This is a genomic window from Paenibacillus sp. JT22N1 (assembly GCF_059692155.1).
The window spans coordinates 352,579-372,344 of sequence record NZ_JCAUAW010000005.1 but is presented as its reverse complement, the minus strand read 5'-3'; the positions used below and the strand labels follow the sequence as shown (position 1 = coordinate 372,344).

Here is a 19,766-nt window from a genome sequence, read left to right as displayed (position 1 = left end):
TTGATTAAACAACCATTCCACCTTGTTTCAAATATTTCGCAATCCCTTCTACTGCCCGATAAGCAAGTGCCCCGACCGTACCCGTAGGGTTGTAGCCGCTGTTGTGCGCGAAAGCTGACGCTCCGACAACGAAAACATTTTCAGCATCCCACATTTGCAAGTAGGAATTTACGGCAGAAGTTGCAGGTTCTGCCCCCATAATGACGCCCCCGGTATTGTGCGTAGATTGATAAGGGACGATATTGTAAGGTCCAAGTTGATCCGAGGAGCCTATTGTCGTAGCCTTCATTTCCTTCATGATTTCGGCTGCCTTGCCAGCCATGAATTTGACCATTTGCCTGTCCTGCTCCTCAAAATCGAAAGTAACTCGAGGCAGCGGCAGGCCATAAGCGTCTTTATAGGTAGGATCCAAGTCCACATAATGATGCTTCCACGGCAAACTGCTGCCCTGAGGAGAAACAGACAGTACACTGTTCGCATATTTTAGTGACTTTTGCTTGAAGTCTTTACCCCATGTCGGTGTTCCTTTCGGAACCGAGTTGGTTGCGATTGGCCGCTGCCCCGTCTGTGAAATGCGCATTCCAGCCCCATGAAGAAAGTTAAGATTACTATGGTCGAAATTGTCTCCATTGAAATCAGGAATTTCCATGCCAAGTGATCCTGCGCCGGCATACAAATTGAATTCCTTATCGTCAAAAAATCCGGCGGCTGAGCCCCCATTGGTCTGATAGCAATAATTTTTCCCGATAACTCCTTTACCGGTAGCCGGATCGTAAGGCTTGCCCAACTTCGAAGTTAGCAAGAGCTTAATGTTATTGAACACGTAGCTCGCCATAATGACCACATCAGCCTGCTGCTCAAACTGTTCTCCCGTTATCGTGTTAATATATACAACCCCACTAGCTTTCTTACCGTCATTGAGAATTTGTATAACATTAGAATAGGTACGCAGCTCAAAATTCCCTGATTTCTGGGCAACTGGAAGTACAGTGACCACGGCATCTGCCTTCGCTCCGTATTCACAACCAAAGCGTTCACAGTATCCACAATATTGGCAGGCTGCCCGGGTGATCCCATCGGGATTCGTATATTGTTCCGACAGGTTGGCCGAAGGCATCATATAGGGGTGATATCCCAGCTTTTTCGTTGCTTCTTCAAACAGCTTCAAGACCGGAGTTTTCACCATCGGTTTAGTAGGAAAAGGGCTCGAGCGCTTACCAACCAAAGGGTTTTGGTCTGGATCGCCAGAAATTCCCGCCATCTTCTCGAATTTGTCAAAATACGGCTCTAATTGATCGTAGGTAATACCCCAATCCTGAATGGTCATTCCATCTGGTATTTTCTGTTTCCCATACCTCTCAACCGTTTTACTATAAATTTCAAAATCGTAAGGAAGAAATCGATAGGTTTGCCCGTTCCAGTGTATGCTTGCTCCGCCAAGTCCTTCTCCTAGCAGGAAAGAACCGTGTTCACGCATCGGAACTGCGGTCATTTTCTCCGTATTGCGAAACGTTATCGTTTCCTTCGATAGATCCTGCATGAGATCCAACCGCTGGGCATAACGCAGTTCATCATGCACCATATAGTAATCCTGTGTAGCTCGCGGCTTCCCGCGTTCCAATCCAACTACCTTAACCCCTTGCTTAGCTAATTCCGCGGCAATGATGCCCCCGACCCATCCCATTCCAACAATCACAACTGGAACTTTCGGCATTTTTGTAGCCATATGCTCTTTCCTTTCTCACCTATGTTTGTGTTTTCACTAATGGGCGAAATGATCATGCAAACTACGCGGATCCATGACCACGAACTGATCCTTCTCCATAATAGTGGCGTAAGTCATCTGATTACCTGGATATTTACGCATCTTCCATCCCAACATGTTCTTGTTACCCCCATACAGCGGATCGCAGTAAACGCCCTCCATGGTCAGCCTGCAGAATAGATTGAAGAATGTTTTGCCCGTTATTCCGTTAATGACCATGATCTCGCCTTTTTCCATGGATGTCAGAATCGCATCCTTCTCCTCCGGCGTCAAATCAACAAAGGACTTGGAATATTTGGTTTTGCAAGCCTCTTCCATACTTTGAAGCCCCATCGTGAATAACTCGTGGCGCTGGATACTTTGATAATCCCCCTGCGTCACCTCCCCTTTTATAAAAGGACCTGTCCGATACTCACGGGAATTCACCCCCCATGGACTGGCCAATTGATGGTCAATATAAAAAACGACGCCCAAATCTGTTGCTCCCGGTCCATTTTCATCTTTGGGAAAAATACGTTCAGCCGCCGCTTCCGTCAGCTGCAGCTGCGCTTGATTAAAAAACATAGGGGCTTGATTATAATCGGCTGCAGCTTGTGGCGCTGTTGATGGTGCTGGTGCAGGAGCCGCCTGTTTTTTTCCAAATCCTCCCGAAAGCGCACTGCCGACTACGCCTCCCACTACTACACCGCCAATAGCAGTCCCGGTATATTTCAAAAAACGACGCCGTGAGTGATCTGGAGAACTTACTTTGTTTTTGTCCGCCAATTTCTCATTCCTCCTTGGAGTTTTTAGTATAAATTGGTTGTTATGGATAGGATGAGCGACCGGTTCATTAATTATTCCGATTGCATGAAAAGTAGCGAATTCGGGAAATGTAGTGACAGAACTCGAATGAAATACAAGAAGGAGAATGATGCAGTTGAACAAATCATTTCTATGCCTCTTTCTATTGTTAGCCTTCTCCCTAGCTGCCTGTGGGAAGACGACACCTCCGGCAACAACGGGAACTCCAGCAGCAACAGGAACCCCAACGGCAACAGGAACCCCAGCAGCAACTAGCAGCGGAGCAACAACCAAAGTCGACGCCCAAGCTGTTTTTAAACAAAGCTGCGTGAGTTGCCATGGTGTTAACCTTGAGGGTGCAGTAGGACCTAATTTACAGAAAGAAGGCAGTAAGCGTTCCAAGGACGAGCTTGCAACGATTATAACGAATGGCAAAGGCGCGATGCCCAGCTTCAAAGGGAAGCTTACGGATGATGAAATCAGCTCCCTAGCTGTTTGGCTTGCAGACAAGAAATAACGGATGCAAAAAAGCTTCGCTCTCCGAGAAGGAAAGCGAAGCTTTTTTATGTTGTCGCCAATTGGCGCAGCGGCATGGTGTAGTAGCTGGCCGGCTGCTGCGTGTCCGGCGGGAAGTGCACAACAAGCAGCTCTTTGCTGCTTTCGTCAATCTCTCCGCTTTGCAGATACGTCTGCAAAGCGAAAGGCAATACCTCAAGCATGGCATGCTTGTGGAGGTCTTTTTCGTTTATGCGGAGATGGTGGAAGTCTCCGCTCACAAGCTCAGGCTGATCAGCCAGCAGCTTGAGGTAAGCGTTTTGCTCGGACTTCTCCAAGGTGAAATCCCACCAGATTTTGCGCGGCTTATATTTATGACCCAGGAAATAATCCAGTTTCATCAAGCCTTCAATGACGTGCATGTTTTTCGTTTCACGATGTATCAGGAAGTCGCGCAATCGGGTAAACAAATCCTCGAGCTGATGCCCAATCTTCTGCCAACCGCGGCCTTCCCAGAAGTCGCCGAACTCTTGAAAGAAATCAAACGCAGAAGCGAATTCTTTGGCGATTAAATATTTGACCGTATGATCCATGCGGTGCGCGTTCCAATATTTCTCGAGCACATCCTCCACCCGTTTGATGCGAATCAAATCAGTGAATGGCAGAATGTCATTGCCGAGAATCTCGTAAGGCGCGTGGTCCATGTAAACATAGCCGTATTTATGCGCGTCATTGCGCATCCCCGTGCCGCGCAGCATTTTCAGGAACCCGAGCTGCAGCTCTTCCGGTCCTAGTTCAAAGACATCGTTAAAAGTCTTGCGGAACGAGTTATAATCCTCTTCCGGCAATCCGGCTATAAGATCGAGATGCTGATCGATTTTCAGGCTATTTTTCACCTTAGATACCGTACGGCTCAGCTTGAAGAAATTCTGCCTGCGCTGCACCAAATCGTTGGTCGTATCATTCGTAGATTGAACCCCAATCTCAAAGCGGAATGTACCCGGAGGGGCATTCTCTGCTAGGTAATCGAGAACTTCTGGACGCATAATGTCCGCAGTAATCTCAAACTGGAACACGGTGCCGCGATGATTGGCAATGAGGAATTCAAAGATTTCCATCGCATAATCACGCTTAATATTAAACGTCCGATCCACGAACTTGATTAGCTTCGCGCCGGAGTCAATTAAGTACAGCAGGTCTGACTTGGTACGTTCCATATCAAAATACCGTACACCGACCTCAATACTCGATAAGCAGAATTGGCAGGAGAAAGGACAGCCACGGCTCGTCTCGAAATACACAACACGATTAGCCAGACTCGGCACATCTTCTGCAAAACGGTGCGGAGACGGGATATCATCCAGCTTCAGCTTAGGTCTGCCTGGCATTAGTACGATTTCCTCGCCTTTGCGATAAGCCAGTCCATAAACAAAATGATATTTGCGAGTCGTTGAAATTTCCGTCAGCAGTTGATGGAAGGTCTCTTCCCCTTCACCCATCACAATGAAATCAACCTCAGGAATGCGATTCATCCAGTACTCGGTATCATAAGAGACTTCAGGGCCGCCAAGCATGATCAAGAGATCTGGCCTAATCTTTTTGATCATTTTAATAATCGTTATCGTTTCTTCTATGTTCCAAATATAACAAGAAAAACCCAGTACATCCGGGGCCTTTTGATAAATGTCCGAAACGACGTTCATGACAGGGTCTTTGATCGTATATTCTGTAATTTCAACATCAAAATCCTTCTCGCAGAACGCTTTCAGATAGCGTAAGGCCAAGGAGGTATGAATGAATTTAGCATTAAGTGTGGATACAAGTACTTTCATTTTCAAAAAACCTCGTTCTGTTCTCGTTTATCGTACGATCTAATTCTACACGAAAACCGAGGAAATACAAAGGTAAGCCCTCCCAAAGAAGACTAAAGAACCATATCATCATCCAATTGAGGGTTCTCATAAGGGAACTGCAAATAGGAGGCTTCCTGAATCGCATTTTTCCAGCGTTCGGCATGGGAATACAGCTGATCTTCGACTTCTTGCATTCTTTGTTGCAATTCACCGGTATTTTCAGCAGGTCCACTTTGCAAAGCCTTTTGCAGGGTGGTGCGCTCTTCGAACCATTGCGTTAACTGATATAAAAGCATAAGGAATTCCCACCTTTTCTCACATGTAGAGTTGCAGCATGTAAGTAGTAGTGTTCCCTTTTTTGGAGGTGGGCATACAGTTGTTGGCTTTTAAGCGCGTTTTGGGCACCTATTCGACGGGGATGCGTTTGAACTTTGGCTGAGAAGGCCTTTTCTGCCTTCTCAGCTCATCTACTAAGCTTTTAAGTGCCTTTTCCGCCCTTATTCGGCGAGGAGGCTACTAGGCTTTCTCTGAGAGGCATTTTGCTACTTTAACACTGCCCCGTCTTGCACGAGAACTGATTGCAGCTCCGCAATATCAATTTCCGCAGGTTGAATGCCATGCTTAACAGCAAGTCCTGCTGCTGAACCGGCTGCTTGCCCTGTTGCCATACAGCTTGGGGTGAGACGCGTTGTTGCGAGTGCTTCATGCGTCGTTGAGATACAGCGCCCTGCGGTCAGCAGGTTCTCAATTTTTTGCGGCAGCAGGCAGCGGTATGGGATGTCGTAAGCTCCGTCACCTTCGACCCAAGCAGCAGTCACACCTTTGCCGGATGGATCGTGAATGTCAATCGGATAACCGCTGCGTGCGATAACATCTTCAAAATGGCGTCCTTGCACGACATCGGCAACCTGCAGAGCATATTGACCGTCAATACGGCGCGTTTCACGGATACCGATTTGAGCGCCTACCGATGAAATTGAGGCTTTTTCGAACCCAGGTAGGTTGTTCTTCATGAATTCTGCTACCATCAACACCTGCTTACGACCTAGCTCTTCAGCCTCCGTCAAATCCTCTACATCGGTACCATCAAGCCCTTGTACACGCGTAGTGTTGACCAGTACTTCGTCGGCTTCAGGACCTGTGAAGAAGAGCACTTGATCTCGATTAATCGGCAGGTTCGCTTCCTTCCAGTGCTTGTAATAACCCAAAACACCAGATAAAGGCAGATCAGCAAGCTCAGCAATCGGTGTCTTTTTATAAAATTCATCCGGATGGTCGATCATGTACTGTTTGACGACTGCCAAGTCCACACCGCGCATCCGGAACTTCATCGTCATCGGTTGTGTGAGTTTATCGCCGTCACGCCCTTGTAAACAAGGTGCTCCTGATAAATAAGCAAGATCCGCATCTCCTGTTGTATCGATGAATACTTTGCCCTTCACATCAATTCTACCCGACTTGGACGTTAATTGTACGGACTGGATACTGTTGTCCACAGTCTCTACATGATCAACAAAGCTATGGAATAGCAGCTTAACACCCGCTTCTTTCAACATATCAACAGCAAGCACTTTATAAATCTCAGGGTGATATGGCGTAATTGTATTCACAAAGCCCACTGTGTCCCGAAGATGACCGGGGGATGCATTCATTGCCATGAGGCGGTCGATGATCTCTTGCGCAAGTCCTTTAATGACTTGCTTGCCATCTGTTGTATGAAATGTCATCCATGGATAAACAAGTGCAGCGGTTGACATCCCGCCAATAAAGCCGTATTTCTCGATCAAAACTGTCTTAGCCCCGCTCCGTCCGGCAGCAATGGCTGCGTTCACACCAGCTGGACCTCCGCCTACAACGACGATATCTGCTTCTATTATTTTGTTCATCTGTATTACTCCTTTTGTTTAAGTTCTTCTGAGTTCCTTGCTTCCCCCTTAGTGTAGTTTAAATTCAACCTTCTTTTTAGTTTAAATTTAGTTTAAAATTACAGTTCATTCGTTAATTTGAAAAGGGGATTTCAACGACATATGCGCAAACGAATTACGCTTCATAATTTGGCCGCTGAGCTCGGTCTTACTATACAAACGGTGTCTAAAGCGCTGCGTGGACTCCCCGGAATGTCCGAACAGACACGAAGTGAAGTGTTCCGGCTTGCACGCGAGCTTGGCTATATGACCAAAGATCAGAAACAAACGCTGCAGCTGGATCATATTTCACCCTATCCTGTTGTGAAGCGCCGGTTTGTGCTGGTCCAAAATAAACAGTCTTTAAACTTCAATCGACTATTGCTGCAAGGACTGCATGAAAGATTCATGGAATTCGGCCACACGGTGCAGCCTCTCCTCATTCCTCCGCAGCTGAAGCCATCGCAATTTGAAGCATGGGCCGAGGAGCAAGAGCTGATGTATGCGGAAGGTGTGTTCATTGCACCGCGGATGAATTTGGATCTTCTAGAGTTGAAATTGTTGGAGCTTCCGCTTCCTCGTATTCTGCTGAACTTCCCACCGCCGGAAACCAAGGTAGATAGTGTGATTTGGGATGTATACGAGGCTGTTTTTCAAGCTGTTCGAAGGCTCGTGCGAATGGGGCATCGGAAGATTATGTATGTGGGGGATGCGTTGGATCAACGTGGCTTCGTTATCCGGTGGCAGGCCTTTCGTGAGGCGATGAAAGAAGCCGGGTTTTCGGTGGATCCGCAAGAGCACGCAACGGAGCGAGACGGCACAGATCGATGGCTGCAGAATTTCGGAGTTCTCTATAGGACGCACAAGCCAACTGCCGTTATTTGCGGTATCGATGAGGAAGCTGCGCCTGTGTATCACACGCTGCGCCACTTAGGGGTTGCTGTTCCACAGCAATGCTCGTTAGTCGCACTACTTAATGAACAAAGTGACACGCTTCCACTGTGCTCGCGCCCGTTGCTGCCGATTCGAGAAACCGGCTATCGCTCAGCGGATCGAATGCTTTGGCGAATTGCGAATCCACATTTACCCTTTGAACATGTGCGGTTACAGGGAGAATTTTTCGCGGGGAGCACGATTCAGAAGCTGGCGGGACAGGTAGCGGATAAGTAATTTCCCTTGGGATATACCTTGAAAGTCGCGCGCTATATAGGATCTTCCCTCATAGCGTTTCTTTTGCTTTTGCGAACGTGGTATATTGTAAGGTGAATGATCTGACCGGAAGGTAAGCGATCGCAATAGGAGGTCTTTTTTATGCAAAAGAAGCAAGGTAAGTTTCAAAGTCCAAATAAAAACCAGAACCAGAATTCCAAATTCAAGCAAAATAAGAGTCTGAGCCAGAATCCTACTCCGTCCAAAGGTAACCAAGAGATGAGCACTCGCCAGTACACCGTCAAGGAGTCCTCTGAGCTTCTGCCTTTTTTAATAGAAAAGCTTTCGAGTTTGGGACGGAATTCGGTTAAAGCCATACTTGCCCGTGGACAAGTCGCAGTGAATGGCAAAGCCGTAACAGCTTACAACTATCCATTGCAGCCAGAGCAAACGGTCACCATTAACAAGGATAAAATCGTCGAAGATATCCCGCTTGCTGGCATGACAATTTTGCACGAAGATGAAGATGTGATTGTCATTCAAAAGGATGCCGGGCTTTTATCTATCGCCACAAATACAAAAGAAAATGAGATTACGGCCTATCGTCAGCTCACGGCACATGTTCGGAACCACGATCCGAAGGCTCGGATTTTCGTTGTACATAGACTGGATCGAGATACATCCGGCGTGATGATGTTTGCCAAAAACGAGGAGACTCAGCAGCACCTACAGAACACTTGGCAAGAAAGTGTCAAAGAGCGTACTTATGTTGCTCTGGTTGAAGGCATGGTGAAGAAGCCTGAAGGAACCATTTCCTCATGGCTCAAAGAGCATACGAAGTCGCTTAAAATGTTTTCGACGCCGTATCCGAATGATGGACAACACGCAGTTACTCATTATAAAACGTTACAAGCGAACAAGAGCTTCTCACTGTTAGAAGTTAATCTCGAAACCGGCCGCAAAAATCAAATCCGCGTTCATATGCAAGACATCGGCCACCCGGTTGTTGGCGATAAGAAATACGGTTCAAAAACGAAGGAAATCGGCCGCCTTGGACTGCATGCGCGTGTGCTTGCATTTTTGCATCCAACAACGGGTCAGCTGCTGCGATTTGAGACGCATATTCCGAAGGTGTTTTTGAATCCATTTAAAGAGTTACCTGCGAAGAAATAATTGGCTTGGGGAGCGATAAGAGATGCAAATCGTTGTGCTTGATGGCTACACACTAAATCCTGGCGATCTGGACTGGAGCGGATTAGATTCACTCGGTGAGCTTGCTGTCTATGATCGAACCGCTGAATCGCAGATCATTGAGCGCGCTGCTGACGCGGAGATTGTGCTGACGAATAAGACGCCGCTTTCCGCTCAAATGATTCAGCAGCTGCCCAAGCTTCGCTATATCGGCGTACTTGCGACCGGATACAATATTGTTGATATTCAGGCTGCCAAGGAGAATGGCATTATTGTCACTAACGTTCCTGCTTACAGCTCGCATTCTGTTGCTCAACTGGTCTTTGCTTTGTTATTGGAGTTTTGCCATCGGGTACAGCAGCATAGTGACAGCGTGCTTAGTGGGGATTGGTCTGGGTCAATTGATTTCAGCTACACCCGATCTCCGCTCGTGGAGTTAAGCGGTCAAACCATGGGACTGATAGGCTTAGGGCAAATCGGCAAACAAACCGCGTTGATAGCACAGGCGATGGGGATGAAAATTATCGCGACTGGCAGCGGAAGAAATGTCCCTCAACCTGTTGAGGGTATCGAGTGGGTGCATCTCGACGAGCTGCTGCAGCGCTCTGATGTTATTAGTCTCCACTGTCCATTGACACCGGCAACGAATCAACTGATAGATGCTAAACGGATAGCTCAAATGAAACCGACGGCTATATTAATTAATACAGCACGAGGCGGTCTTCTCAATGAGGAGGATGTCGCTCATGCGCTCAACGAAGGCAGATTGGCAGGAGCCGGTCTCGATGTGCTGACCGTAGAACCGCCTCGACCAGACAATCCCTTGCTGCATGCGAAAAATGTGATCATTACCCCGCATATCGCGTGGGCTACTAAAGAAGCACGAGCTAGACTGATGGATACGGCAATTGGTAATGTGCGCGCTTATCTAGATGGGCGTCCAGTGAATGTGGTTGGGTAGTGAGTGGAGTGAGTGAGTGAGTGAGTGAGTGAGTGAATGAGTGAATTCTGGGAATCGTGCCGTGCACCCCTGTTGTGTGGTGGATTTAGTGATGTTTTACAGCGCTACGAAGCTCATTTCCTCCTCATGCACACTTTAGCGATGAAAAACATCGTTACAGCGAGCAGATTAGACTATTTCACTTGGGTTCGGCAGTTTTAAGGATGTTTTATATCGCTATCGAAACACATTTCCTCTTCATGCACACATTAGCGATGAAAAACATCGCTATGGCGAGTAGATTAGACTATTTCACTTGGGTACGATAGTTGTAAGGATGTTTTATATCGCTATCGAAGCTCATTTCCTCCTCATGCACACTTTAGTGATGAAAAACATCACTACGGGGCTTGAATTAGGAAAACCAATCAGCTGATCTAGCCTACTCTCGCGCCCTGCGAACATGAATGAAATCAGCCTTATAGGATCAAAAAAACCACCGTGATAGGGTTCGCTCCCTAATCGGTGGTCTTCTCTATATGCGGGCTGCGGGTATCCACGCCCCGTTATTTTGACCGCTTAAGTGTTAGCTCACTTAAGCGGTTTTTCGATTTTATAGCGTTATTTCAGCAATGCCGCATAATCCATCTGCGGCACGAGCCCTTCCTCCGCAGCCCGCTGGAGCAAGGTCAAGACGGCGCCATAGCCGCTCTCACCCAGATCAGCGGTAAACTCATTGACGTACAGGTCGATGTGCGCTTGCGCGACCTGAGGGTCCATCTCCTGCGCGTGCGCCATGACGTAGTCGCGCGATGCTTCCGGATGCGCCCACGCGTATTCGACCGAGGCGCGGGCCCAGCCCGCAAGCGCCTCAAGATCCATGGAGCGCCGCGCAATGATGGCGCCCAGCGGGATCGGCAGGTTGGTGTCTGACTCCCACCAACTGCCCAGATCTGTGAGAAGCGCTAACCCGTAAGACGGGTAAGTGAAGCGCGCTTCATGAATGACAAGGCCGGCATCGATTAGGCCGTCCCGTACTGCGGGCATGATCTCGTGGAACGGCATGACCACGATTTCGCCAACGCCGCCCGGAACGTTCTGTGCCGCCCAGAGGCGGAACAGTAAGTACGCGGTCGAACGCTCGCTCGGCACAGCGACCCGGCGGCCGCTGAGCATGGCCGGGTCTGGCAATGTTGTCCCCGCTGTTCCCACCGTTCCCACTGCGCCGCTGGTCTTCGTCAGCACCAGCGGTCCGCAGCCTCTGCCCAAGGCGCCGCCGCAGGGCAGCAGGGCGTAGTCCTTCAGCACCCAAGGCAGTGCTGCGTAAGAGATCTTGAGGACATCCGGCCCGCTGCCTTCAGCAGCTAGCTTGTTCGTAATGTCGATGTCGGCATATAAGACATCCAGCTCAGGGGCACCTGGGATTAACCCATGCGCCCAAGCATGGAAAACAAATGTATCATTTGGACAAGGTGAGTACGCAATCTTCATAATTAAAGCACCTCCGCTAAGACTGAACTTGCTGCTTCTAAAGCCTTAAAAGCATCACCGATACGCCAAGCGTCTCGGTCACGAGGACCAACCGCATTGGAGATCGCTCGGATCTCCAACACTGGCACGCCACGCTGCTGCGCAGCTGTCGCAATGCCGAAGCCTTCCATGGCTTCGGCAGCGGCTCCTGGCACGCGAGTAGCCAGCGCAGTCGCTGTCGCTGCCGTCCCAGTGGCCGTTGCTACCGTGAGTACTGGCGCCATCTGCGCCGGCAGACCAGCGGCTAACAACGCCGCTGTCACTCGCTCGGCCACATCCGCGGCAACACCAACGCGCGTCGAGCCGAAGCCAAGCTCGTCCAAGCTGCTGAAACCATCCAGCAGCTCAACGCCAAGGTCAGCGGCGATGATCTCGCTCGCCACAACAAGCGAGCCTATCTCCGCTTGACCTACAAATCCGCCAGCAATACCAGCGATTACAACCAAATCATATTCAGCTTTCGCAAGCTCTAACGCTCCGTTCACTGCTGCCACAGCAAGTCCAACGCCAGCTAAGGCAAATTCAAACCTGCTGTCATGGCCAAGGCCGCGCTGGACTGCATCTCTTTCAGGAGCTACAGCTGTCATTACAAGTACACGCATCGTTATTCCAATCCCCTTTTATGATCAATAACCATTCTTATATACGATTATTTTACATGACCATGATCAAATAGGAAACTTTCGAGGAATAACCAACTTTCTCGATCGATTAATCGTGTTGACAATTTCATTCAATTTAATTATCATCTAATTAGATACTTGTCAAATTAGATGATCTTTTAAGGAGGTACACCCGCCATGCAATTAGATAAAATCATTACTTATCACAAGGCTCTCGCAGACGCAACGCGTATACGCATGCTTATTTTACTAGCCGATGGAGAGCTTAACGGTCAAGTTCTTGCCGAGAAATTGGGTGTTACCCCAGCAACCATTACCCATCACGCAGCCAAGCTTCGCGAGGCTAGCCTCATCAATGAGCGTAGAGACAAGAACACGATTTACTTCTCTTTAGATGAGTATTTCATTCGCAGTAATGCCACCGCGACGGCTGATCTCATTTTCAAAAATAAGAAGGGAGATACAGAATCAATGAAAGATGAAGATCGTAATCTGAACCTCAAGCAATCTGTCATTCGGAACTTTATAACCTTAGATGGCAAACTCAAGCATATCCCCGCTCAGCTCAAGAAAAAACTTATCGTCCTAGAACATCTTGTAGAGCAGCTTGAAAAAGGACGCACCTACACAGAGAAGGAACTGAATACATTCATTAAGAACTACCACCCTGATTTCGCAACGATTCGACGAGAATTCATTATGCACCAGTTCATGTTTCGCGAGAACGAGATATATGAACTTAATCCAGTGGAGATGTGGGCCAAATGGGAGAATTTATCCTAATTCAGATTGGATATAAAAAAAGGACGATTCCCAGTCGATTACTCAACCTAAGAACTCGTCCTTGCCTTTATTTCCTTACCCTTTTAAAAGAAACGTATTACCATCCTCATCCTTAAATGTGGCAAAAGTTCCCCACTGCATCTTGGATAGCTCCCCTTCGAATTCAACGCCTTTGGACTTCATGTTCGTGTAGGTCGTCTGGATATCATCCGTAACAAAGACCACAGAAGGCTTAAGTTCGGCATAATTTGTCATCATGCTTTTCGGATAAATGACTAGTGCGGACTCCGCTCCTTGCGGCGCTACCTCTAACCAGAAGGAATTAGGACCCATTGGTGTTTCACGAACGACTTCAAATCCAACTTTTTCGGTCCAAAATGTTTTTGCCTTTTGTTGATCCTCCACATAAATGCCAACCGTTGCTATCTTCTGAATCATGAGGATTCCTCCCTGTTTGTGTTCGTTGATTTAACCCTTGTCTCAGTTGGAATCATAGCATTAACGTTCCTTATTCGTCTTGTAAAAATACGACAGTCTTCGATTGCTTCCTTTGCTCGAAAGCCCCCATGGCAATAAGCGCACGCCAAACAAACGGATGGGTCCCTCCGCGGTTAGTGGATGATAGTGGGACAATTTGGGCATCTGTAGGTCAAGCTGCAATCAATGAAGCCATTATACTACCTCCAGCAATCGCTTCTCCAGTCCTCTCATCCGCTTCTACATACAAGGTGTTGGACATGTTACCTAATTTTAATTATCCAGAACAGGACATTCATCCATGCGCCCTCTAGTTGAATGACATATAGTAATTTTGTGAAGGGAGGGATTGACATGAGTTGTGGTTGCGGTCCTGCTGTACCTTACACTGGCACAGCTGTAGTCCTCGTTTTATACATCCTCTTGGTTATCGTTCTTAGTACTTTCGGATTTGGATGGTAATAAAATAATAAGCGGCTGGGACGATGATTCATGTCCCGGCCGCTTTTCGTTTTTCAACCCTGTTTAGATAACAAAATAATACCCATTAAAAAAGCCAATCGTCACGAAAACCTGTAGAATCATAAACAGCATAATATAGAAAATCCGAACATTTTCCCACTTTTCGGTTAACGTCACTAAGTAGAAATAAAGCGGTATGCTCACCATCATATAGCGCACGACGCTTACGAGAAATAAGGGTTGACTTGAAAATGGGATGACGATTAGCAGCAAGCCATAAACGAAAAACAGCAGCTCGTGCCTATTCTTCAAAATCTTTTTCATATGAACAAAGAGGTAACTCAAAAAGACTACAAACACAGCCGTCGAAACAGTAAAAGCAATGAAGCCGTTATCCCAGCCATCAGGCGTGGAGAAGTAAGGTTTTTTCAAATAACCCAAATAATTGACAAATGGGATGGTTGTATACCGGAACCAGTGCAAGCTCTGTTCATGAAAAGGTGCCAAGAAATCACCGGTGACGATTTTCATATGTAGGAGATAAATTCCCATTGGGATAAGGGACAAAATGCTATACAAAGACCATTTCAGGTAACGCCAGGTCCAATTGAACCCTTCGTCCATAAACACGGTACCCATGACAAAAGCAAGGTTGATAAACCCAGGTACCCTTGTTACGGTAGATAAGCTGGCAGCTATAAAGGCGAGTGCATACTTTTTGCTGCCTGCATAGTAGATGGAGGCTGCCGAAAGCAGCAGAAATAGACTCTCTGTGTACGGAAGGGTATAGTATAGCGACGATGGGTAAATCACTATTAGCAATAGGACGGTTCCCGCCTGACGTTCACTGAGACCCTTCTGCAAGGCAATAAAATAGATATAAATAAGAGCTCCAAGCAAGCATAGATTTGAAACGATCATACCGACTATCGCAGGCTCGAACCAAAATATTTTACCAAGTAAGAAAATCAGCAGCGGAAATAGTGGAAAGAACACCCAATTCGCAGCCGTATGCTGTTCGTCCATCCGAAACTTATCATAACCTTGCGTGGCTATTTTTAAATAGGAATACGTATCAAACTTGATAAAATCCTCTAACTTCACCTTCTCCGTAGATACTAGTTCTCCAGGAAGCTTCACCGTCCACTTGGACAAGGTGCCTGGCACATTCTGCATATATACTGGTACCTGAGAAGATTTACTGAACAAATTCATTCCGATATATCCAGTAAACAGCATGAGTGCACGAGAAATAAGGACAAGCAAGACAATCGACAGAATCATATTGACCTTTCTTCTTTTTGGTGCTTTCTCTATCAGCAGTTCCACCCTCCATCTCTCCTATCCGAGCATCGTTTATCTTTTCTGTAAATTTACCTGATTCCTCCTCTTTTACCAAGTTAAGGATTCGTAAAGGACTTATTAATATGGACGTTCATTTGCTAAAAATGTTTAATTTTCGTTAAAAATTAATATTTTACATACATTACGATATAATGAAATCCATATATCAACCTTTTAATCCCCTTTTCAGAATGGAGACGAGAATTGTGGTTTATCCCGTTTTGACCATTGTGGTCCCCTGTTATAACGAAGAAGAAGTACTTCCAGAAACGGTATTCCAACTTACCAATGTGTTACAAACTCTCATCTCTGATAAACTAATTGCTCCCACAAGCACAGTGCTGTTTGTCGACGATGGCAGCAAGGATGCAACTTGGACGCTTATTGAACGCTTCCACGCCTCCAGTCCCTTTATTACTGGGCTTAAACTTGCGAAAAATGCCGGCCATCAAAGCGCTTTGCTTGCTGGGCTTATGAAAGCCAAGACCTATTCGGATTGCGTCATTTCGATCGATGCCGATCTGCAAGATGACACGAATGTCATTCGCGAGTTTATCGTCAAATTCCACGAAGGATACGATATCGTTTACGGCATCCGACAGGATCGTTCAGCGGATACGTTTTTCAAGCGAGCCACAGCCCAAGGCTTTTATAAACTAATGACATCGCTTGGTGTGAAAATTCATTACAATCATGCGGATTTCCGCTTAATGAGCAAACGTACCCTCGAAAATTTGGAGAAATTTCAAGAGGTCAATTTATTTCTTCGCGGCATGGTGCCTCTACTCGGCTTCCCATCCACTCAGGTCTATTACGACCGTAAAGAACGCTTTGCCGGAGAATCCAAATATCCGCTTCGCAAAATGCTCGCATTCGCCTTCGATGGCATCACGTCGTTCAGTGTAACCCCGATTCGCTTCGTCACCTTGATGGGTTTCCTCCTATTCGCGCTGAGTGTCGTTGCCGGCTTATACGCAATTGTAGGCAAAATCCTCGGAGCTAACGTTACCGGTTGGACATCGCTTATTCTTTCGGTTTGGTTCATTGGAGGCGTTCAGCTTCTCGCTCTCGGCTTAATTGGTGAATACATAGGTAAAATATATAAAGAAGTGAAGCAGCGTCCGCTTTTCGTTATTGAGAAAGATTTGACAGCAACTGGCCAGGATCAGGAAGCGGTCCATACTCTATCCACCCAAGTAAGCTCCACACGGTGATCATATGATGAACCGGATAAAAGCTTTGTTGACTAGCAGCTTCGCGCGCTTCTTACTTGTCGGTTTGTTCAATACGTTGGTTGGCCTGTCAGCCAGTTTTGCTTTCTTTAATCTGCTTCACCTAAATTATTGGATATCCACATTCGCCGGAAATACCCTAGGCGCTTTAGTAAGCTACACGCTGAATCGTACATTTACGTTTCGTTCCAATGTCAGCGTCGGCAGCAGTTGGTGGAAATTTGCTGTTGTTATCTTGAGCTGTTATGGCGTCTCTTATGGTTTAAGTTGGGTGCTTGCAGAAGCAGCAAGCTCTGTCATGCCATCCGTGCGGGCAGATTGGCTGCACAATGCTGCCATTTTGGTTGGGAATGGCTTGTATACGATTGGAAATTATTTGGGACATAAATATTTTACATTCCGTACTCATGGTACGGACAACCCCAGGGCATCCTAATCACCAAGAGGTGATGCCTAATGGCACGAAGAAGAAGCAACCGGGCCATCGTGCCCGGATCGGAACACGGCCTGGGACTGCTCAAGGCGCAAGTCATGAAGAATCAGGGGTATAATGTCAACCCAGAACGACCTGATCTCGTCAAATATGAAGTAGCCCGAACGCTTGGCGTCCCCCTTCAACAGGGCTACAACGGGCAGCTTAGCTCGGAAGATGCGGGCAAGGTCGGAGGGCCGATTGGCGGGGCAATGGTGCGTGAGCTCGTGCGCATGGCGCAGCAGCAACTCGCAAATCAGCGGCCACCGCAACGATAGGTTCGTGAAAGACAGCCATATTCCGCCGCGGGTGTACATAAACTAGTAGCAAGCTGCTCGCAGCGCTACTTTCTATGTAGAAGTTAGGTGATGATGGCCGATGAATCCCCCAGGCAACCGAACGCCTAAGCCCGACTGGAAAGGGCTGTCGGCGCAAGCTGGCGATGTGCTGGGCCCCGAATTCTGGCAGGATATTGCCAGTATCATCCCGCTAACCGGGCCAAGAGTTGATATGTATGAGACACCACAGGAACTTGTTGTTGTGGCTGAAGTTCCTGGATTGTCTTCGCCCGAGCACATTCAGCTTTCTTTCCGTGACCAATCGCTGCTTATGCGCGGGATGCTCGTTCGGCCCTACCAAGTACTCGATGAGCAAATGCGGTTGTCCGAGCGATTCTTTGGAGCGTTCGAGAGAGTTTTCCGCCTGCCCGGTAACGCTATGACCGATCAAATGCGGGCGCAGTATCACAATGGTTTGCTCATCATTCGAATCCCGCTTGCTCCTCCGGATGGAGAGAAAGTTATCCCTATACAGTTCACTTAATGAACACACTGTAAACCAAATAAGATTACCTTCTGACCGGCCTTACTGGCCGATTGGTTGGTAATCTTTTTCATATCCAAAAATTAATCTTTGCCAAAAAGAGAAATGAATCTCCCTTTGTCCCCATATAAATAAAAGAGATCGTTCGGAAATGCAGGATTGGAGGGATTACTGTGGTGCGCATACAATTTCAATCTATTCATATTGATGGAATCGCGGAAACATCCAGTGTGAATAGGGGGACGAATCGAATCATCGGAAGACGTCATTCCGAGAAGCTTAATCAGGGGCTCGGGGAAATAAGCGGGGAGCATAATGTTATTCTGGGTGGCAAGCATACTGTCCAAGATGGCGATACCTTTGATATTAAACCATCTACACGGAAGAGCTGAGAATACTCATGTGGTTTCAAAAAAAGAAAACGTCCCCGCCCAAAACGCAGCCAGCTACTGGAACAGCTAAAGCTAAAGCATCAACCCCAGCAAGAACTGAAGCTAGTTCTGGAGCTAGATCTGAAGTTAAAGCCATGTCTCCCGTTCATGATCAGCATGTTCAGCAATTAGAACGGCGTCTTCGCAAATTGGAAGAAGAATTGGCTGACCTCACTGCCAAACATCCGAAGATACATATAGATACCCTGCATATCCATCAACCCGTTTTAGAAAACTTAACCTTTCGGCTGGATCAACTCGATATCAAGGAACTGAGCGGCTCATTGAATTTAGGCAACAATTTCGGTGCCAAGCCAAATGAGAAAAGTGTACCGGTTGATGAAGCTTTTAAACGAGCTCATGTGTCAAAAGAAAGTAAGGACGCTGGCTCTCGTACAGCTGCTGAAGGTGTAGATGCTGCTTCACAAGCTGCTGCCGCTCCGAAAACTGAGCGAACCTCGACCGGTTATAAATACACACCACCACAGTCCAAATCGTAAAGAGGTGATACAAAATGTCCTCCTTCATGTCCCCAACGTTCATTATCGGCTCAATCCGCATCGGATCGGTACAAAGCGCGTCTTGCATCAATATGGGCAATAATTGGCCGACCGATTTTCAAAGCAATCAGAAAACGGTCCAAGGCTTTGGCGCTGTCGAAGGCGACAACAATCAGTTAGTCGGAACTCGCTCTATGCTCAACGACTCCGATTTCCTTGATATGCTCAATATCGGCGATAACGAAACGCCCGAGTGGCTCCAGGACATGATTGCCAACCAGGCTCAGACGTCCGGCTTTACCCCTGCTCCCGCCAGTCCGCAGGCTGAACAAACAACAAATGCTCCGCAAACTGCTGATTGAAGCAGCGCGGAGCATTCTTTTTTTATACACGGCCAATGATTAAATCCCCTTTGGTATAAGGTGCATCGATGATGTCATTATCGTAAACCGTATTGATATTATAAAGCACGTAATTATGATCACCGTTGATTTCTCCAAGGCCGAGGTTCCCTTTCCCACTTGTAGACCAATTCACTTGTGTGTTGGTGCCGATAAAAATACCTGATGCATCGGCTATGGAATTAACATGGATAGAATCAAATTCAATGAGCGGCGGCTCTAGTGGGCACGGTAATTTCAACATGGTTTCACCCACCATTCAACTATACTTGGTTAGTGACAGCTGGTTTAAAATCCTGATCATTAATAGGTGAGTCGATAAAGTCGTTGTCATAGATGAAATTAACAATATTGGCGGAGACGGAATTTCCGATCCATTCCCCGGTTCCGTAATTGTTCTTGCTGTGTGAATCCCAGCTGGATTGCGCATTCTCACCGATCCCGATGGTTGCATTCGTATTCTGATTATTAATATTAATCATGTTAAAAACGATGGAACTCGGCACACTGCTCACTCCCTGTTCTTGGCTAACTTCCAGCTTCTTCTGCCCAGCTTGAGGGACTTTGGCCGGAAACTTGTATGTTAGCCTATTCATCCAGAGACGAAAT

24 protein-coding genes are annotated in these 19,766 nt (G+C 47.1%); 12 read left to right on the top strand and 12 right to left on the bottom strand.

Annotation, left to right across the window (positions count from 1 at the left end):
• Positions 1-4: 4 nt before the first annotated feature.
• The gene (locus AC58UU_RS12865) at positions 5-1,726 is read right to left on the bottom strand and encodes a GMC family oxidoreductase (protein ID WP_497316122.1); all 1,722 of its coding nucleotides are present in this window, start codon (positions 1,724-1,726) and stop codon (positions 5-7) included.
• Positions 1,727-1,762: 36 nt separating this feature from the next.
• The gene (locus AC58UU_RS12860; protein ID WP_497316120.1) at positions 1,763-2,530 is read right to left on the bottom strand and encodes a gluconate 2-dehydrogenase subunit 3 family protein; all 768 of its coding nucleotides are present in this window, start codon (positions 2,528-2,530) and stop codon (positions 1,763-1,765) included.
• A gap of 154 nt (positions 2,531-2,684) precedes the next feature.
• Between AC58UU_RS12860 and AC58UU_RS12855 the strand changes: the two genes are divergently transcribed.
• Positions 2,685-3,065: a c-type cytochrome gene (locus AC58UU_RS12855; protein ID WP_497316118.1), complete on the top strand. Its 381-nt coding sequence runs from the start codon at positions 2,685-2,687 to the stop codon at positions 3,063-3,065.
• Between the two features lie 46 nt (positions 3,066-3,111).
• On the opposite strand, the gene AC58UU_RS12850 is transcribed toward AC58UU_RS12855, so the two are convergent.
• The 3 genes from AC58UU_RS12850 to AC58UU_RS12840 all read right to left on the bottom strand — a co-directional run bounded on the left by AC58UU_RS12850 (position 3,112) and on the right by AC58UU_RS12840 (position 6,782).
• Positions 3,112-4,875 carry a B12-binding domain-containing radical SAM protein gene (locus AC58UU_RS12850; protein ID WP_497316116.1) on the bottom strand — a complete coding sequence of 588 codons (1,764 nt, stop codon included), beginning with the start codon at positions 4,873-4,875 and terminating at the stop codon, positions 3,112-3,114.
• A 92-nt stretch (positions 4,876-4,967) separates the two neighbouring features.
• Positions 4,968-5,192: a hypothetical protein gene (locus tag AC58UU_RS12845; protein WP_056831740.1), complete on the bottom strand. Its 225-nt coding sequence runs from the start codon at positions 5,190-5,192 to the stop codon at positions 4,968-4,970.
• A gap of 246 nt (positions 5,193-5,438) precedes the next feature.
• Positions 5,439-6,782, bottom strand: coding sequence for an FAD-dependent oxidoreductase (locus tag AC58UU_RS12840; RefSeq protein WP_497316114.1), 1,344 nt, complete (start codon positions 6,780-6,782; stop codon positions 5,439-5,441).
• 141 nt (positions 6,783-6,923) lie between these two features.
• On the opposite strand from AC58UU_RS12840, the gene AC58UU_RS12835 reads away from it, so the two are divergent.
• From AC58UU_RS12835 to AC58UU_RS12825, 3 genes are all read left to right on the top strand, one after another.
• Complete coding sequence (locus AC58UU_RS12835) at positions 6,924-7,970, top strand: LacI family DNA-binding transcriptional regulator (RefSeq protein ID WP_497316112.1); 1,047 nt, start codon at positions 6,924-6,926, stop codon at positions 7,968-7,970.
• 141 nt (positions 7,971-8,111) lie between these two features.
• Positions 8,112-9,122, top strand: coding sequence for an RluA family pseudouridine synthase (locus tag AC58UU_RS12830; protein ID WP_497316110.1), 1,011 nt, complete (start codon positions 8,112-8,114; stop codon positions 9,120-9,122).
• A 22-nt stretch (positions 9,123-9,144) separates the two neighbouring features.
• Complete coding sequence (locus AC58UU_RS12825) at positions 9,145-10,101, top strand: D-2-hydroxyacid dehydrogenase (RefSeq protein WP_497316108.1); 957 nt, start codon at positions 9,145-9,147, stop codon at positions 10,099-10,101.
• A gap of 600 nt (positions 10,102-10,701) precedes the next feature.
• Here the strand turns inward: AC58UU_RS12825 and AC58UU_RS12820 are convergent.
• A complete protein-coding gene (locus AC58UU_RS12820) occupies positions 10,702-11,571 on the bottom strand; it encodes a 1,4-dihydroxy-6-naphtoate synthase (protein ID WP_497316106.1) in 870 nt (289 codons plus the stop codon).
• 2 nt (positions 11,572-11,573) lie between these two features.
• Entirely contained in the window at positions 11,574-12,212 is a 639-nt protein-coding gene (locus AC58UU_RS12815; RefSeq protein WP_497316104.1) for a futalosine hydrolase, read from the bottom strand.
• A gap of 198 nt (positions 12,213-12,410) precedes the next feature.
• Here AC58UU_RS12815 and AC58UU_RS12810 point away from each other — a divergent pair, with 198 nt between their 5' ends.
• The gene (locus tag AC58UU_RS12810; RefSeq protein ID WP_497316102.1) at positions 12,411-13,016 is read left to right on the top strand and encodes a DUF2087 domain-containing protein; all 606 of its coding nucleotides are present in this window, start codon (positions 12,411-12,413) and stop codon (positions 13,014-13,016) included.
• Positions 13,017-13,091: 75 nt separating this feature from the next.
• On the opposite strand, the gene AC58UU_RS12805 is transcribed toward AC58UU_RS12810, so the two are convergent.
• From AC58UU_RS12805 to AC58UU_RS12795, 3 genes are all read right to left on the bottom strand, one after another.
• Positions 13,092-13,454 carry a VOC family protein gene (locus AC58UU_RS12805; protein WP_497316100.1) on the bottom strand — a complete coding sequence of 121 codons (363 nt, stop codon included), beginning with the start codon at positions 13,452-13,454 and terminating at the stop codon, positions 13,092-13,094.
• A gap of 60 nt (positions 13,455-13,514) precedes the next feature.
• Complete coding sequence (locus AC58UU_RS12800; RefSeq protein ID WP_497316098.1) at positions 13,515-13,676, bottom strand: hypothetical protein; 162 nt, start codon at positions 13,674-13,676, stop codon at positions 13,515-13,517.
• Positions 13,677-14,018: 342 nt separating this feature from the next.
• Positions 14,019-15,284, bottom strand: coding sequence for a hypothetical protein (locus AC58UU_RS12795; protein WP_497316096.1), 1,266 nt, complete (start codon positions 15,282-15,284; stop codon positions 14,019-14,021).
• 206 nt (positions 15,285-15,490) lie between these two features.
• Between AC58UU_RS12795 and AC58UU_RS12790 the strand changes: the two genes are divergently transcribed.
• The 7 genes from AC58UU_RS12790 to AC58UU_RS12760 all read left to right on the top strand — a co-directional run bounded on the left by AC58UU_RS12790 (position 15,491) and on the right by AC58UU_RS12760 (position 19,118).
• Positions 15,491-16,513: a glycosyltransferase family 2 protein gene (locus tag AC58UU_RS12790; protein WP_497316094.1), complete on the top strand. Its 1,023-nt coding sequence runs from the start codon at positions 15,491-15,493 to the stop codon at positions 16,511-16,513.
• A gap of 4 nt (positions 16,514-16,517) precedes the next feature.
• Positions 16,518-16,967, top strand: coding sequence for a GtrA family protein (locus AC58UU_RS12785; RefSeq protein WP_497316092.1), 450 nt, complete (start codon positions 16,518-16,520; stop codon positions 16,965-16,967).
• A 20-nt stretch (positions 16,968-16,987) separates the two neighbouring features.
• Positions 16,988-17,281, top strand: coding sequence for an alpha/beta-type small acid-soluble spore protein (locus tag AC58UU_RS12780; protein ID WP_029199178.1), 294 nt, complete (start codon positions 16,988-16,990; stop codon positions 17,279-17,281).
• 100 nt (positions 17,282-17,381) lie between these two features.
• Complete coding sequence (locus AC58UU_RS12775; protein WP_497316090.1) at positions 17,382-17,825, top strand: Hsp20/alpha crystallin family protein; 444 nt, start codon at positions 17,382-17,384, stop codon at positions 17,823-17,825.
• Between the two features lie 173 nt (positions 17,826-17,998).
• Positions 17,999-18,217: a hypothetical protein gene (locus AC58UU_RS12770; RefSeq protein WP_497316088.1), complete on the top strand. Its 219-nt coding sequence runs from the start codon at positions 17,999-18,001 to the stop codon at positions 18,215-18,217.
• A gap of 8 nt (positions 18,218-18,225) precedes the next feature.
• Positions 18,226-18,756 (top strand): hypothetical protein, encoded by a 531-nt coding sequence (locus AC58UU_RS12765; RefSeq protein ID WP_497316087.1) that lies wholly within the window; start codon positions 18,226-18,228, stop codon positions 18,754-18,756.
• A gap of 14 nt (positions 18,757-18,770) precedes the next feature.
• Positions 18,771-19,118 carry a hypothetical protein gene (locus AC58UU_RS12760; RefSeq protein ID WP_497316085.1) on the top strand — a complete coding sequence of 116 codons (348 nt, stop codon included), beginning with the start codon at positions 18,771-18,773 and terminating at the stop codon, positions 19,116-19,118.
• Positions 19,119-19,140: 22 nt separating this feature from the next.
• On the opposite strand, the gene AC58UU_RS12755 is transcribed toward AC58UU_RS12760, so the two are convergent.
• The gene (locus tag AC58UU_RS12755) at positions 19,141-19,401 is read right to left on the bottom strand and encodes a hypothetical protein (RefSeq protein ID WP_497316083.1); all 261 of its coding nucleotides are present in this window, start codon (positions 19,399-19,401) and stop codon (positions 19,141-19,143) included.
• Positions 19,402-19,420: 19 nt separating this feature from the next.
• On the bottom strand, positions 19,421-19,753 hold the full coding sequence (locus tag AC58UU_RS12750; RefSeq protein ID WP_497316081.1) for a hypothetical protein: 333 nt from the start codon (positions 19,751-19,753) through the stop codon (positions 19,421-19,423).
• Positions 19,754-19,766: the final 13 nt, after the last annotated feature.